General features: G+C 71.6%; 14 protein-coding genes and 1 pseudogene. 13 read left to right on the top strand and 2 right to left on the bottom strand.

Features of this window, described 5'->3' with window-relative positions:
- The first annotated feature begins 429 nt into the window (after positions 1 to 429).
- Together ABZ459_RS12535 and ABZ459_RS12530 are read left to right on the top strand one after the other, a co-directional pair.
- Positions 430 to 1944 (top strand): hypothetical protein, encoded by a 1515-nt coding sequence (locus ABZ459_RS12535; RefSeq protein WP_357969435.1) that lies wholly within the window; start codon positions 430 to 432, stop codon positions 1942 to 1944.
- A 209-nt stretch (positions 1945 to 2153) separates the two neighbouring features.
- The gene (locus tag ABZ459_RS12530; protein WP_357969433.1) at positions 2154 to 2669 is read left to right on the top strand and encodes a hypothetical protein; all 516 of its coding nucleotides are present in this window, start codon (positions 2154 to 2156) and stop codon (positions 2667 to 2669) included.
- Positions 2670 to 2697: 28 nt separating this feature from the next.
- Here the strand turns inward: ABZ459_RS12530 and ABZ459_RS12525 are convergent.
- A pseudogene (locus tag ABZ459_RS12525) lies at positions 2698 to 3018 on the bottom strand (IS5/IS1182 family transposase); the annotation flags it as partial.
- A gap of 280 nt (positions 3019 to 3298) precedes the next feature.
- Between ABZ459_RS12525 and ABZ459_RS12520 the strand changes: the two are divergent.
- Entirely contained in the window at positions 3299 to 3592 is a 294-nt protein-coding gene (locus tag ABZ459_RS12520; protein WP_357969431.1) for a hypothetical protein, read from the top strand.
- Here ABZ459_RS12520 and ABZ459_RS12515 read toward each other — a convergent pair.
- Complete coding sequence (locus tag ABZ459_RS12515; protein ID WP_357969429.1) at positions 3589 to 3843, bottom strand: hypothetical protein; 255 nt, start codon at positions 3841 to 3843, stop codon at positions 3589 to 3591. The genes ABZ459_RS12520 and ABZ459_RS12515 overlap by 4 nt on opposite strands.
- A 142-nt stretch (positions 3844 to 3985) precedes the next feature.
- On the opposite strand from ABZ459_RS12515, the gene ABZ459_RS12510 reads away from it, so the two are divergent.
- The 10 genes from ABZ459_RS12510 to ABZ459_RS12465 are packed head-to-tail and all read left to right on the top strand — an operon-like array spanning position 3986 to position 14516.
- Positions 3986 to 5242: an ATP-grasp domain-containing protein gene (locus tag ABZ459_RS12510; protein WP_357969426.1), complete on the top strand. Its 1257-nt coding sequence runs from the start codon at positions 3986 to 3988 to the stop codon at positions 5240 to 5242.
- Positions 5239 to 6024 (top strand): DUF364 domain-containing protein, encoded by a 786-nt coding sequence (locus tag ABZ459_RS12505; protein ID WP_357969424.1) that lies wholly within the window; start codon positions 5239 to 5241, stop codon positions 6022 to 6024. Before ABZ459_RS12510 ends, ABZ459_RS12505 begins: the two co-directional genes overlap by 4 nt.
- Positions 6021 to 7064, top strand: coding sequence for a PLP-dependent cysteine synthase family protein (locus ABZ459_RS12500; protein ID WP_357969422.1), 1044 nt, complete (start codon positions 6021 to 6023; stop codon positions 7062 to 7064). Before ABZ459_RS12505 ends, ABZ459_RS12500 begins: the two co-directional genes overlap by 4 nt.
- Positions 7061 to 8044 (top strand): dipeptide epimerase, encoded by a 984-nt coding sequence (locus ABZ459_RS12495; protein ID WP_357969421.1) that lies wholly within the window; start codon positions 7061 to 7063, stop codon positions 8042 to 8044. The genes ABZ459_RS12500 and ABZ459_RS12495 overlap by 4 nt, the downstream gene beginning before the upstream one ends.
- Positions 8041 to 9183, top strand: coding sequence for an MFS transporter (locus ABZ459_RS12490; RefSeq protein ID WP_357969419.1), 1143 nt, complete (start codon positions 8041 to 8043; stop codon positions 9181 to 9183). Before ABZ459_RS12495 ends, ABZ459_RS12490 begins: the two co-directional genes overlap by 4 nt.
- The gene (locus ABZ459_RS12485; RefSeq protein ID WP_357969417.1) at positions 9180 to 9941 is read left to right on the top strand and encodes a class I SAM-dependent methyltransferase; all 762 of its coding nucleotides are present in this window, start codon (positions 9180 to 9182) and stop codon (positions 9939 to 9941) included. Before ABZ459_RS12490 ends, ABZ459_RS12485 begins: the two co-directional genes overlap by 4 nt.
- Positions 9931 to 11445, top strand: coding sequence for an ABC transporter substrate-binding protein (locus ABZ459_RS12480; RefSeq protein WP_357969414.1), 1515 nt, complete (start codon positions 9931 to 9933; stop codon positions 11443 to 11445). The genes ABZ459_RS12485 and ABZ459_RS12480 overlap by 11 nt, the downstream gene beginning before the upstream one ends.
- Positions 11442 to 12353 (top strand): ABC transporter permease, encoded by a 912-nt coding sequence (locus tag ABZ459_RS12475; protein WP_357969412.1) that lies wholly within the window; start codon positions 11442 to 11444, stop codon positions 12351 to 12353. The genes ABZ459_RS12480 and ABZ459_RS12475 overlap by 4 nt, the downstream gene beginning before the upstream one ends.
- Positions 12350 to 13105: an ABC transporter permease subunit gene (locus tag ABZ459_RS12470; protein ID WP_357969410.1), complete on the top strand. Its 756-nt coding sequence runs from the start codon at positions 12350 to 12352 to the stop codon at positions 13103 to 13105. Before ABZ459_RS12475 ends, ABZ459_RS12470 begins: the two co-directional genes overlap by 4 nt.
- A complete protein-coding gene (locus ABZ459_RS12465; protein ID WP_357969407.1) occupies positions 13092 to 14516 on the top strand; it encodes an ATP-binding cassette domain-containing protein in 1425 nt (474 codons plus the stop codon). Before ABZ459_RS12470 ends, ABZ459_RS12465 begins: the two co-directional genes overlap by 14 nt.
- Positions 14517 to 14815: the final 299 nt, after the last annotated feature.

Raw genomic sequence — 14815 nt, 5'->3', positions numbered from 1 at the left:
AAGGCTGAGGCGCGGATCTTGTACGAGACGTTGCACGTGGTCGGGGTCGAGGGGCTGGTCCGCAAGCTCACCTGCTCCACCTACGACTGCGGCGTCCGAGGCTGGATCAAGGTCAAACGCAGGACCAGCTCAGATGCCGTCGTCGGCGGCTACGTCGGCTCGCCGCAGCGGCCGAGCGGGCTGCTTCTCGGCCGGTACGACGCCGCCAGCGGACGGCTCCGCGTCGTCGCCGCACAACCCAGCCGGCCAAGCAGGGCCGCAGCCGAGCTCGCGCCGTTGCTCACGCCGGCCGGCGCCGGGCCACTTGGCCGCAGACACTGCCGCCCGGCTGGGCGTCCAGCCCGTACGGCCAGCGTGACCCCATCGCCTACACCCAGGTCCAGGCGGACACGCGTATACGGCGCCGTGACGGCTCACTACTGTTCCGGCATGCTTTCCGATCTTGAGTTCTACGTCTTCGAGGCCCTGATCGTCGTCACCCTCGTGGGCCTTCCTCTGATGACCACGGCAGCGGCCATTCCTACCGCGTTGCTTTCCGCCCCGCCCAACCGTCACGAGTTGATGAGTCGAAGAGCCGTCGTCCTGGGATTGCTGGCGTCGTTCGTGGGCGTCTGCTTGATGGGGCTCGGCGCGTGGCTGGCGGGTGAGGATTCACGCTACGGCGCCATCGAATTCTTCGAGTTCCTGCTGATCACGCTCATCGGCGCGGGTCTGCTCGCCGCCGGTCTCGGCCCGCTGCCTTCGCGGCTGCTGGAGATCCTCGGTCCGTTCGCGGAACGCCTGCCGACGCCCCTTCGCCTGGCGGCCCGCGATCTGGCCCACCGTCGAGCCCGCGCGGTGCTCGCGATCACGCTGGCGATGACGGTGACGGCCTTCGGCCTCGCACTGACGGTCATCGCGGTCGGCCAAACGGCGCAGAGCAGGGCCGAATACCTTCCCTCAGGCAGGCCCGGCAGCTTATTGGTCCAGTCAAGCCCTGCATACCTAGGGCGTTTCTCGGCCGCGGACGCGGCCACCGCACGAGCGGCGATGGAGCGGGAACTGCCCGGCGTGCCGATCGTCCAGCGCGAGGCCGTTCCAGACCCGTCCTGGTTCCTCCGCGCCACGGCGGAGCACGTCGAGACGCCAGAGGAGGCCGTCTACTGGGATCAGGCCATCGGCGACGAGAAGCTGCTGCGGTACCTCACGGGCGATCAGTCGACACCTTACGACGAGGGCACAGCTGTGGTGATCACGTCGGCCGACGTGAAGGTCGACTCCGTGGTCCTCGCCTACGAGATCGACAAGAACGACGAGACCACGGTGAGCAAGACCGTCCGAGCGATCGTCGCAAGGACCTCCGACCCCCACATGGAGACGATCTTCGTCCCCTCGGGAATCGTCCGGGATCTCGGCTATCAGCTCCAGCCGGACGAGCTGATCATCGACCCCACCCTCCATCGAGTCACTGCCCAGGAGGAGCAGCGCCTCGACGATCGGCTGGACGACGCGGTCGCTCGGATCTACGTCGAACGGGGCTTCGAGGCTTCGATCGGGTGGCTGCCCGTCGCCGTGGCGGCGCTCCTCGCCGCCCTCGTGTGTGCGCTGACGTCCGGCTTCGGCAAGGCCGCGAACTCGCGCCAGGCCCGGGTCATGAGACGGGCCGGCAGGGGATCGGCCGCGGCCTTTCGGTGGTTCTGCGCCTCCCGCGCCGGTATGAGCGCCCTGTGCGGAACAGTCCTCGGCGCCATCGTCGGGTGTCCCGCCGGGATGTTGCTGCTGTGGCCTCTGACAATGCGGACCACGTGGGAGGAGCCACTACGGGTGCCGTTCGAGACCCCGTGGCCGGCCATCATGGCCATCGTGGGCGGCCTTCCCCTTCTCGCCGCAGCTCTCGGCGCGCTCTTCGCTCGCGAGCGGCCGCACGTCTCCACACCCCGAGGGCTGACCGCGGTAGAGCGCTGAGCCTGCCTCTCGCCTGACGTCAGAAGTACGAGTTTCGATACAGCTTGGCTAGGTGCTGTTTCCTAGGTCTACTGACTGATCGTCACGATCGGCCATGGGTCGAGGTGACTTACAGACCGCGCGAATGGGGCTTGGGGCGGAGGGCACAAGTGGCTACGTCCCTCGGCTGTCGATCATCATCGTGACCAGGCTTGACCTATGCTGAGCCGATGACCGACAACGGCGCCCCCACGAGAAGCTCGGGCGCTGAAGAGCCTGGCGTTGACGCGAAACTGCCCGCGACCGTGCGTATCGCCGGGGTTGTGTTGAGAAGGATGGAGAGCCCTCCATCGCTGGCCTGCTGGACCGGTTACTTCCCGGAGCCGACAGGCGCGGTCGAGACCGGGATGAGTCTGGTGATCGAGCCAGCCGCCCCGCCAGAAGAGGCCACCCTCCATTTCGCTCACGACGTCGTGAGCCACTTCGATGTCTTCGTCGACCAAGCTTTGGAGTACTGCCGCACCCGACTCCGGGAATCGCACTTCGAACTCACAACTGAGGAACTGAGCTGGCTCGACCTTCCGGAGTTGCCACTGGCAGGTCCCGAAGCAACCGTGTGGGCCGACCAAACCTGGGCAATCCGTTTCACGGAGAGCAGGCTCCGGCTGGCGGACCCCTACGGAATCCTCGTGACGTTCAACGGAAGGCAGCCTGTCGACGTCGAGGGCCTCGACGACGAGCAATGAACCGCTCGACGCGCCATCGGGCGTGTGTTCACGGGTGGCGGTTGGGTCGGTTGTCCCAGCGGTGGGTTGTCCAGGCCCGGCGGATCAGGCTGCGTACGGTGATGACGGTGTCGGCGAGATCGAAGAACGCGTTGATGACCGTTGCGTGGTGTTCGTGGCAGCGGGCGAGGCGCTGGAAGGCGTTCTGCCAGGCGTGGGTACGCTCCACATGCCACCTGTCGCTTGCCTGGACCGGTGCCTTCTCGCCCTTGTGCGCGATAGGGCCGTCCAGGCCACGTTCGGCAAGCAGGGCGCGGGTCTTGTCGGAGTCGTAGCCGGCGTCCAGGTGCACGGTGATGTCGTCGGGCAGGGGCCGGAGGTCGTCCAGCAGGTCCAGGGTCGCGGCGAGCAGCGGGGCAGCTTGTCGAAGACGGCCCGGTCACCGATACGCCTGCAATGACAGCCCAACGGATGGCCCGGGTGGAACTCCGGCCGCATTGGCAACAGGGCCGCGAACTACTCCCACAGCGGTTCGGTCAGCCAGGACGGCAGAACAGGCACAAGTCTCCCCAACCGCCCCTATCCGCGCAGCCACTTAACCCACGCGGAGTGGGAGCGGCCTGAGCCGCTGCTGCCGAACGATTCGGCCCGTGGAACACGGCCACCAGCGCCATCGACGCTGGTCAGCCGATGACACCTGGCAGCGATTGCTGACCGCGCTCCAGGCCGAGCAGGACGCCCAGGGCATGGTGGACTGGGACATCTCCGTGGACTGCACCGCCCGGCCGGGAAAAGGGGACGCCGCCCGGACAAACCGCGGCGATCCGGCACTGGCCGCCCGGCTCACCAACGCGGTGGCCGTGGCGGTGGCGGTGGCGATGGGAGCCAGCGGTGCCGCCAGGGCGCGCAGACGGCGGACGTCCCTGAGACATCCCCACGGCTAAGCAGCCAGCCACATCAGTCGCCATTTCCACCACAGGCCCAGCCCGATGCCGACCAAGGCGACGTTGCCCATGGCCACCAGGACGAGCCGCGCCACGCCCTGCTCCGCGACGGCTTCCCCGAAGCGGCGGCATGCGGGATGAACCGCACCTTCCACTGGACACCTGTCGCCGGTTCGATGCTCGTGCTTCGAGAACAGTCCCGCCTCGGCCTGCTTCGCGGCAGCCGTTGCGCTCGGCCGAGTCCAGGTCACCGTCGTCTCCGCCCTCCATCACGACAGGCCGCCCGAGCGCAACCGTCAACTCCCGGCCTGGGGTCAAGGCCCCCATGTCCGGATTGCCATGCCATGACAGAAATGGTAATCATTTTCACGACATCACGCCAGAGGAGATGGCATGGCACACCTGTTAATGATCGAAAGCTGGGTCGGGGCGATGAGCACGCTGCTGCCGCGTGCCATCCGCGACGCGGGGCACCACTTCACCTTTCTCACCCGCGACCTGCACCACTACCTGCGGGCCTCGCCCGACGCCCGGTCGCATCCGCTGCTGGCCGCCGACCATGTGCTGACCGCGGAGACCAACGACCTCGCTGAGCTGCTTCCCCAGGTGGAGCGGCTGCACGAGGCGCTCGGCTTCGACGGCGTGTTGTCCTCGTGCGACTACTACCTGCCTGCGGTGGCCGAGGTCGCGGCTCGCCTGGGGCTGCCGGGCCCCTCGCCGGAGTCGGTGCGCCGAGCCTGCCGCAAGGACCTCGCCCGCGCCGCGCTCCGGGACGCCGGGCTCCCCGGACCCCGGTTCGCCGGCGCCACCTCCTGGGAGGAGGCCGTGGAGGCGGCGAACGGCCTGGGTTACCCCCTGGTCGTCAAGCCGGTCGATCTGTGCGCCGGGATGTACGTACGGAAGGTCCACGACCGGGCCGGGCTGCGGACGGCCTTCCTCGACCTCGAGGGGTTCCCCGTCAACGCCCGTGGCCAGCGGCGGGTGCCGGTCGTCCTGCTCGAGGAGTTGCTCACCGGGCCGGAGGTGAGCGTCGAGACGGTCAGCTTCGGCGGCGACGTCCACGTGGTGGGTGTGACCGGCAAGAGCCTGGTCGGCGAGCCGTGGTTCGTCGAGAGCGGCCACGTGTTCCCCGCCGCCCTCGACGCCGGCCTGGCCGGGCAGGCGGAGCAGACCGCGGTGGCCGCGGTCGAGGCGCTGGGCCTGGAGCTGGGGGTGGCACACACCGAGCTGCGCCTCACCCCGGCCGGCCCGGCGCTGATCGAGGTCAATCCGCGCCCGGCGGGCAACCAGATCACCGAGCTGGTCCGCCGAGTCACCGGCGTCGACCTGCCGATGGTCCACGCCAGGCTCGCCGCGGGCGAGCGGCCCGACCTCACTCCCACCGAGACCGGGGTGCGCAGCGCCGCCATCGCCTTTCTGCTACCCGAGCACGCCGGGCGGATCGCCGCCGTGCACGGGACCGGCGAGCTCGCCGCGGCCCCCGACGTCGTCGACTGGTCGCTCCGTCCGGCCGGGCACCAGGCGGGCGAGCCCACGAGCAACAACGGCTACCTCGGCCACGTCATGGTGACCGACCTGGCGGACGGCGGCGACGCAGGAACGAGGGCGCAGGCGCTGGTCGCGGGGCTGAAGGTCGAGTACGAACGATGAACCTGACGACGCTGACCAAGCGGGCGCTCGCCGGCGAGCTGGGCCCCGAGCCCGCGAAGGAGCGGATCAGCACCGCCTTCACCACCCGGCAGGGCGTACGGCACGAATCGCGTGGCAACGCCTACCGCAACCACGTGATCAGCCTGCGGGTCGGCCGGGCCGTGGGCTCCTGCGCCGTCGAACCGGACGAGGTCACCGACGTGGCCGTGGAGGAGTGCGTCGGCGCCTCCGTCGCCGACCTGCTCGCCCATCAGGCGCCGGCGATCCGCGTGGCCGCGCTCGACGCCTACCTGATGTCCGCGCGTCCCCACTGGGGCGAGCGGGTCACCGTGCCTGCCGGAACGTCCCTCGGCAAGTCCCTGGCCCGGGCCGCGGCCGTGACCGACCTCGTGCCCGCTCACGCCCGGCGAGTCCTCGTGGTCGGCGTGGTCAACTCGTTGCTGCACCGCCTGCGCGAGCGAGGCGTGCCGTACGTGCCGTGCGACCTGAAGGGCGGCTCCACCGAGTGGGGCGAGCCCGTGATCACCGACCTCACAGAGGCCCTGGACGACTGCGACTGCGTGCTCGCCTCGGGGATGACCTTGGGCAACGGAAGCTTTTCCACCCTTTTCAACCATGCCCGCACCCGGGACAAGCCGCTGGTGATGTACGCCCAGACGGGCAGCTCGATCCTGCCTTACTTCCTCGGCGCGGGTGTCACGGCGGTGTCGGCCGAGCCGTACCCGTTCTTCTGGCTCGACGGCGGCGAGACCGTCGTCTTCCGTTACAGGGAGCGGCCATGAAGGACCTTTCGGCCCTGGCCGGCGGCACGCCGCTGGCCCGGATCACCACCCCGCTCCCCCACCCGCACGGCGGCTTCTGGGCGAAGCTGGAGGGATTCGGCGTCGGCGGGATGAAAGCCCGCGCCGCCGTGTCCATGCTCACCGCCGCCCGCGCGCGCGGCGACCTGGCCCCCGGCGCCCCCGTCGTGGAGTCCACCAGCGGGACGCTCGGCATCGGCCTGGCCTTCGCGGGGCAGTGCCTCAGGCATCCGGTCGTCCTGGTGGTGGACGACGAACTCGAACCGGCGATGCGCGCGCTCCTGCGCGCCTACGGGGTGCGCCTGGAGGTCGTGGACCGCCCCCACCCGCAGGGCGGCTGGCAGCGGGCACGGCTGGAACGGGTGCGCGAGGTGCTGGAGCGACTGCCGGGCGCGTACTGGCCCGATCAGTACAACAATCCCGACAACCCGGACGGCTACGCCTCGCTGGCCCGGGAGCTGGCCGAGCGGCTGCCGCACGCCGACGTGCTGGTGTGCAGCGTGGGCACTGGCGGGCACAGCGCCGGAGCCTTCCGCGGCCTGCGCCGTTACTGGCCCGGCCTGCGCCTGGTCGGGGTGGACACGGTGGGCTCCACGGTGTTCGGGCAGCCCGCGCGGGCCCGGCTCATGCGCGGCCTGGGCAGCAGCATCCATCCGCGCAACGTGGCGTACGAGCTGTTCGACGAGGTGCACTGGCTGGGCCCGGTCGAGGCCGTGGACGCCTGCCGCAGGCTGGCCCGCGGCTCGTTCGTGACCGGCGGGTGGAGCACCGGCGCGGTCGCCCGGGTCGCCGCCTGGACGGCGCGCAGGGAGCCCGGCGCCACCGTGGTCACGATCTTCCCGGACGGGCCCGACCGGTACCTGGGGTCCATCTTCGACGACGACTACTGCCGGGAGCGCGGCCTGCTGGGCCGGCCCCATGACCAGCCCGTGGAGATAGCGCATCCGCGGGCGGTCGAGGTGTCCGGCTGGGCCCGCTGCCGCACGGTCGCCGATCCTCTGCTCGCGGTGGTGCCCGCGTGAGGCTCACCTGGAGTGTGACGCGGCTGGCGTTGCGCGAGCCGCTGCGGATCTCCCGGTCGGTGATGACCGGCAGGGACGCCGTCGTGATCACCGTCGAGCACGAGGGGCTGCGCGGCCACGGGGAGGCGGTGACCAGCCTCTACCACCGGCTCGACGTCGAACGCATCACGGGCACGCTCGGGCGGCTGCGCCCGGCCCTGGCGGAGCAGACCGGCCCGGAGGAGGCGCTGGAGACCGTGCCGGACCTCCTCGCCGGCGCTCCCGGCGTGCTCGCCGCCGTGGATGCGGCCCTGCACGACCTGCTGGGCAGACGACGCGGCCTGCCGGTCCACGCGCTCTTCGGCACCCGCTGGGCCGACACCATGACCGCGTTCACCGTGGGCATCGGCCAGGACCCCGCTCCCGGCCTGCCCATGCTCAAGATCAAGCTGGGCGGCGGTGACGACGTCGCGCGGGTCCGCGCGATCCGCCGCGCCGAACCGGGCGCACGGCTGCTCCTGGATCCCAACGGCGCCTGGACGCCCGAGGCGGCGGTACGGACCCTCGACGCGGTCGCCCCCCTGAGGATCGAGGCCGTCGAACAGCCGGTCGCCCCCGGCGCCCTGGACGACCTGGCCTGGGTGGCCGAACGCTCGCCGATCCCGGTCATCGCCGACGAGGACGCGCGGACCCTGGAGGACGTCGAGAGCCTGCCGGACGCCGTCCACGGCGTGAACGTCAAGCTCGCCGAATGCGGCGGCCTTTCGGCGGCCCGGCGGATCGCCGTGTACGCCGCCGGGCACGGCCTGGAGCTCATGCTCGGCTGCCAGGTGGCCAGCAGCCTGGGCGTCGCGCCCGCCGTGCACCTGGCGCCGTCCGCCCGCTGGGCCGATCTGGACGGGCACCTGCTGCTCGCCGACGACCCGTGGACCGGGATCGGCGGGCACGACGGCGTGCTGCGGCTTCACGGGGAACCCGGGCTGGGGGTGCGGCCGGCATGAGAGAGCTCTCCTGGGCCGTGCGACTGCTGCTGGTCAACCAGTTCGGCGTCAACACCGGCTTCTATCTGCTGGTTCCTTACCTGGCCGGCCATCTCACCAAGGATCTGGGCCTGTCGGCCGCGGTCACCGGCGTCGTCCTCGGGGTGCGCAACCTCAGCCAGCAGGGCCTGTTCCTGGTCGGCGGCTCGGCCTCCGACCGGCTGGGCGCACGTCGTGTGATCATCGCGGGGTGCGCGCTGCGCGCCGTCGGATTCGGGCTCTTCGCGTTCGGCGTCACGCTGCCTCTGCTGCTGGCGGCGGCCGTGCTCAGCGGGCTGGCGGGCGCGCTGTTCAACCCGGCCGTCCGCGGATACATCGCGGTGGCCGCCCCCGACAAGGCCAGGGCGTTCGCGCTGTTCAACGTGTTCGCGCAGGCCGGAGCGCTGTGCGGACCGGTGCTCGGCGGCGTGCTGCTGCTGGTGGACTTCCGCGTCGCCGCGATCACCGCCGCCGCGATCTTCGCGGTGCTGACCGTCGCGCAGGCGTGCGTCCTGCCCGCGCGGGAGGTGACACCGAGCGGTTCCTCCGTGCTCGGCGACTGGCGGCGCTGCCTGGCCGACCGCCGTTTCCTCGCCTTCACGCTCTCCCTCAGCGGCATGTACGCCCTGCAGAACCAGCTCTACCTGGTCCTCCCGCTCGCCGCCGAGCAGGCGACGGGCACGGCGGGCTCGGTGGCGCTGCTGTTCCTGACCTCCACCGTGGTGACCCTGCTGCTCCAGGTGCGGATCACCAAGTGGCTGGAGGCGGCGACGAGCCGGGACCGCGCGATGGCGTGGGGCCTGGCCGTGATGGGCGCGGGCTTCCTCGTCCCCGCGCTGCTCCCGGGCATCGTCCCGGTGCTCGTCGCGGTGCTGGCGCTGGCCTTCGGCGTGATGATGGCCCACCCGTTCGTGTACGAGCGCATCGGCGACTTCGGCGGCGAGTCGCTGGCCGGCACCTACTTCGGCGTCTTCTACCTGGTCTCGGGGGTCGCCGCCGCCGCCAGCACCGCGCTGATCGGCTGGGCGGGCACGGCCGGGTTCGTCGTGTGCGCCGCGATCGGCCTGGCCTGCGCGGCCGCCGTCCGGGTCATCGGACGCCGCGCGGCGGTGCCCGCGTGAACTTCCTGACCGACCACCCCACCCTGTACGAGACCCAGTTCCCCGATCCGGACCACAGGGCGGCCCGCTTCGTGGACGACCAGATACGCCGCTTCGGCGGCGGGCCGGGACTCCTGGACGTCGGCTGCGGCACCGGCCGTGACGCCGGCCACCTGGCCAGTCTCGGCTACGACGTCACCGGCATCGACGTGTCGCAGCCGATGCTGGACCACGCGCGCGACCGGCACCCCGTGGTGCGGTTCGTCCGCGCCGACATGCGGGATTTCGTGCTCGGTCGCCGGTTCGACGCGGTGACGTGCCTGGACAGCGCCCTGTTGTACTGCCACACCAACGCCGACCTGGCCGCGTTCATGGACCGCTGCCGCGAGCACCTGCGCCCCGGCGGCCTGCTGATCGCCGAGATGCGCAACGGCGCGCACTTCCTCACCCACCCGGTACCGGAGCCGTTCACCCGCACCGTCACCCACGGCGGCGTCACCTACACCTCCCGCACCGAGTTGTGGCTCGACCACGCCGCTCAACTGCTGCGCCGCCGCCGCGTCTGGTCCTGGCCGGGCGGCGGGCCGCTGGAGCAGCGGTCGGCGTGGCGGCTGCTCTTCCCGCGGGAGCTCGCCTACTTCCTGGCCGTTGCCGGCTTCGAGCTTCTGGACCTGTTCGACCAGCCAGGGCCGCGGGCGGAGCCGCACGACGGCCCGCCCCTGTCCGCCGACCGACTCCACGTCGTCGCCCGATCCACGAAGGACCCCCATGATGCGTGACCACCTCAGCCGGCGCGGCTTCCTCGGCCTGACCGCCGGAGCCGCCCTGCTCGCCGGATGCGGCACTGACAGCGCCTCCTCCTCCAGCGGGGGGAGGCTGCGTGCCGTGTTCGCCGGCGGCGGCGCCACCGAGCTGCTCGACCCGCACCTGGCCAACCTGTTCAACGAGGCCGCCCGCGCCAAAGCCATGTACGACAAACTCGCCGACCTCGGCTCGGACGTCTCCCCCCAGCCCCGCCTGGCCGAGAGCTGGGAGCCGAACGCCGACCTCACCCTCTGGCGCGTCACCCTGCGGCAGGCGACCTTCCACGACGGCCGCCCGGTACGCGCCCAGGACGTCCTGGCCAGCTACGCCAGGATCACCGACCCGGACAAGACGTTCCGCGCCAAGTCCAGCCTCGCCCTCATCGACCTGCGAAACAGCCGGGCCGTCGGCGAGCGCGCGGTCGAGTTCAGGCTCAGGCGGCCGTTCGCCGAGTTTCCGAACGTGCTGGCCGCCTTCGGCGCGTACATCATCCCCGAGGGGACCACGGACTTCAGCAGGCCGGTGGGGTCCGGGCCGTTCTCCTTCGTGTCCTGGAAACCGGGCAGCTCTGTGCTGCTCAAGCGTTACCCCGATTACTGGGAGGGCGCGCCGTCCATCGAGGAGCTGGAGTTCCTCATCGCCAACGAGGAGTCCGCGCGGGTCAACGCGCTGCTCGGCGGCCAGGTCGAGTACGCCCACGACCTCACCCCGGCCTCCGCCCGCCGGCACACGGGACGCGTCACGATCATCCGCGCGCCGGGCAGCTCGATGAACGCCTTCGCGATGAAGGTGGACCGCGCGCCGTTCGACGACCCGGACCTGCGGGAGGCGTTGTTCCTGCTCACCGACCGGCAGCAGATCGTCGACACCGTCATGCCCGGCGCCGGGCAGATCGGCAACGACCTGTTCGGCAAGGGCTACCTGCATTACGCCGAGAGCATCCCCCAGCGCGCGTTCGACCTCGACCGGGCCAAGGCCCTGATCAAGAAGGCCGGCGCGGACGGGCTCCCGATCGAGCTGACCACCTCCACGGCCGCGGCCGGCTTCGTCGAGGCGGCCACGGTCTTCGCCGACCACCTGCGCGCCGCCGGGCTCAAGGCCACCATCGCCAACGGCGACAAGGACACGTACTGGTCGGACATCCTCACCAAGGGCTCCATCGTCAGCTTCCGCTCCGGCGCGATGCCGATCGAGACCCACATCGCGCAGCGACTGCTGTCCACCTCGACCACAAACGCCACCAGATGGGCCAGACCGGAGTTCGACGCCCTCTACGACAAGGCCGTCTCCGCGCCGTCCGCCGCCGACCGGGAGGCCGCCTACCTGCGCATGCAGCAGATGTTGCACGCCCAAGGAGGGCTGCTGGTGTGGGGGTTCGCCGACTGGGTCGTCGCCACCTCGCCCAACGTGACAGGCGTACGTCCCGCGCCCGCCAACACCCTGGACTGGGCCAGGTTCGACAAGGTGAGACTGGCTTGAACCTGACCCGTTACGCCGCCCGCCGTCTGGCCGTGGGCGTCCTGCAGGTCACCGGCGTCGCCTGCCTGGTGTTCCTGATGGTGGAGTCCCTGCCTGGCGACGCCGCGGTGGTGCTGGCGGGCGACCAGCCCGATCCGGCCAGGATCGCGGCCATCCGCGCCGCCCTCGGCCTGGACCGCCCTCTCGCCGAACGTTTCGCCTCCTGGGCCACCGCCCTGGCACGCGGCGACTTCGGCGCCTCGCTCGTCTCCGGCCGCCCGGTCGCCGAGATCCTCCTGGACGCGCTGACCCCCACCGCCGTGCTGGCCGGAATCACCGTGCTGCTCCTGGTGCCCCTCTCGGTCGTGCTCGGGGTCGCCGCCGCCCGGCGCGAGGGCAGCCGGCTCGACCGGGCGCTGACCACGGTGAGCGCCGCGCTCTACGCGGTGCCGGAGTTCGCGCTGGCCATCGTGCTGGTGGCGGCCTTCGGCGTGGCGCTGGCGTGGCTGCCGCCGACCGGGCTCGGCGGGCTCACCGCCGCCGCCCTGGTGCTTCCGGTGGCGGTGCTGCTGGTCCGGCCCGTCTGCTCCACCGGGCGGCTGGTCCGCTCCGCGATGATCGACGTCCTGGCATCGCCGTACGTGCGGCACGCCCGCCGCCTGGGGCTCAACGGGCTCGCGCACGCGCTGCCCAACGCCCTCGCGCCCGCCGCGCAGCACCTGGCCCGCACCGTCGACTGGCTGCTCGGCGGCGTCATCGTGGTCGAGGCCGTCTTCGTGATCCCCGGACTCGGCAGCACCCTCGCCGACGCGATCGGCCGTCGGGACCTTCCCGTCCTGCAGGGGCTCGCGCTCCTGTTCGCCGTCACGACCATCCTGGTGAACCTGCTCGCCGACGTCGTGTCCTTCCGACTGGCGCCACGCGTATGAGGTACCTGTTGCTCGCCGTGCCGCTGGTCGTGGCCTTCGCGGGGCCGCTGATCCCGTACGAGCTGGTGCGTGCCGCCTCCTTCGCCGACGTGGGCCTGCTCGGCACCGACTTCGCCGGGCGCGACGTCTGGCACCAGGTGCTGGTGGGCGGCCGGACCCTGGTCGTGACCGCCCTGCTGGCCACCGCCGGCGCGTACCTGCTGGGAACGCTGTGGGGCCTGGCCGCGGCGAGCGCGCCCAGGATGCTCGACGAGACGATGATGCGGCCGCTCGACGTGCTGATGGCGGTGCCATCCCTGCTGCTGCTCCTGGTGGTGGCCGCCCTGGCCGCCGATGGCGCGCTCGTCTGGATCGTCATGCTGGTCCATCTGCCCGACATCGCCCGCCTGGTACGCGCCTGCGCCCTGGAGGCCGGCAGCCGTCCGGCCGTGGAGGCCATGCGGCTGCAGGGCGAGGGCTGGTGGCGGATCACCGTCGGCTTCGTCGCCCGGTCCATGGCCCGGGTGCTCGCCACCGACGCGGGCACCCGGCTGACCGGCTCGCTCTATCTCATCGCCGCCGCGAGCTTCCTCGGCGTCGGGGTGCCGCCGGACGCGGCCGACTGGGCGGTGATGGTCGACCGCAACCGGGGCGGGCTCTTCCTCAACCCGTGGGCCGTGCTCGCCCCCGCCCTGATGATCGTCATGCTCGCCGTCGGGCTGAATCTCACTGTGGACCGCGTACTGAAGAGGGCCGAACATGCTCCACGTTGACGATCTGACGGTCACCGTGTCCGGACGGACCCTGGTGGACGGGGTCAGCTTCACCCTTCCGGCCGCGAGGACACTGGCCCTGGTCGGCGCGTCCGGCAGCGGCAAGACCACCACCGCGCTCGCCCTGCTCGGCGAACACCCGCCCGGTGCCCGCGTCACCGGCCGCATCACCGTGGCGGGACACCCCGTCACCGCCGTCCAGCCTCCGCCGCCCGGAACCGTCGGATTCATCCCGCAACACCCCGCGACCGTGCTCAACCCGGTGCTGCGCATCGGCACCGTGCTCCGCCAGATCGCGGCCCGCCACGGCACCGCCGTGCCCGAGGCCCTGCGCAAGGCGCGCCTCCCGTACGACCGGGCCTTCCTGCGACGCTTCCCGCACCAGTTGTCCGGCGGGCAGCAACAGCGGCTCGTCCTGGCACATGCCCTGCTGGCAGACCCTTCCGTGATCGTCGCCGACGAACCCACCACCGGCCAGGACGCCGTCACCCGGGCCGAGGTCGCCGCCGAACTGTCCGGGCTCGGCGTCGCCCTCGTCCTGCTCAGCCACGACCTCGAACTGGTACGGGAACTGGCCGACCAGGTCGTCGTGCTCAAGGACGGCCGCGTCGTCGAGTCCGGCCCCACCGTCCTGGACCTCCCGCGTACCGAGTACGCCAAGGCCCTGGTCACCGCGCGCCCCCGCGAGCCCGAGCCCCGCGCGGAACCGGTCGCCCTCCTGGAGATCGAAGATCTCGGCGCCGGGATCCTGCGCGGGGTGACCCTCGACGTCACCCGAGGCGAGCGCCTGGCCGTCGTCGGCCGCTCAGGCAGCGGAAAGACGACACTCGGCCGCTGCATCGCCGGCCTGCGCCCCTGGTCCTCCGGGGCCGTCCGCCTGGCCGGACGCCCCCTGCCCCGACGGCGGGACCGCACCGACCTGGCCCGCGTCCAGTACGTCTTCCAGAACGCCCTGACCTCGTTCGACCCCCACCGGACCATCGTGGACCAGGTCGCCAGAACCGCCGTACGCCTGCGCGCCCGGCCCGTACCCGCCGCCCGAGAAGAGGCCGCCGAGACCCTCGCCACGCTCGGACTGGACCACGACACCGCCCGGCGACGCCCCCACGCACTGTCCGGCGGCCAACTCCAGCGCGCCGCCCTGGCCCGCGCCCTGCTCGCCCGCCCCGACATACTGATCTGCGACGAGATCACCTCCGGCCTCGACCCCGTCACCCAGGCCGAGGTGCTCGACCTGCTCACCGCCCTCGACGTGACCCTGATCGTCATCAGCCACGACCTTCCCTTGGCCGCGCGGATCGCCGACCGCGTCGCGGTCATCCACGACGGCCGCCTGATCGCACACGGCTCCGCCGCCCAGACGCTGCGCCGCCCCGCCGGCCGAGTGCTCCTCCCCACCTCGGACCAGTGAGACACTCCCCGACGCGGCGTCCTCGGGATGCGCCCGAATCCGCACGGAGAACGCCTCTGACGGCGGTCAAGCCATTCCCGGGGACCGGACAGAATCAGGGCTTCTAGTGGGGCGGGACTACCTGGCGGTCAGGGCCACGCTCGGGAGGAGGACACCTACTCGGCCCTGAACTCCCAAAGCTATGGCGAGTCGCCACAACCCCGCGTTCGGCCCCTCAGAGCGCTGCTCTACTGATCGTCGACGTGCGGGACCGATGGCGGCTCGCCGCAGCCATGGGAGTCCCAGGCCCACTCGGCCGT

It is taken from the genome of Nonomuraea sp. NPDC005692, from assembly GCF_040631115.1.
Lineage (GTDB): Bacteria > Actinomycetota > Actinomycetes > Streptosporangiales > Streptosporangiaceae > Nonomuraea.
Note: the sequence above shows the minus strand (reverse complement) of the source record. Positions and strands in the feature narration are given on the sequence as shown.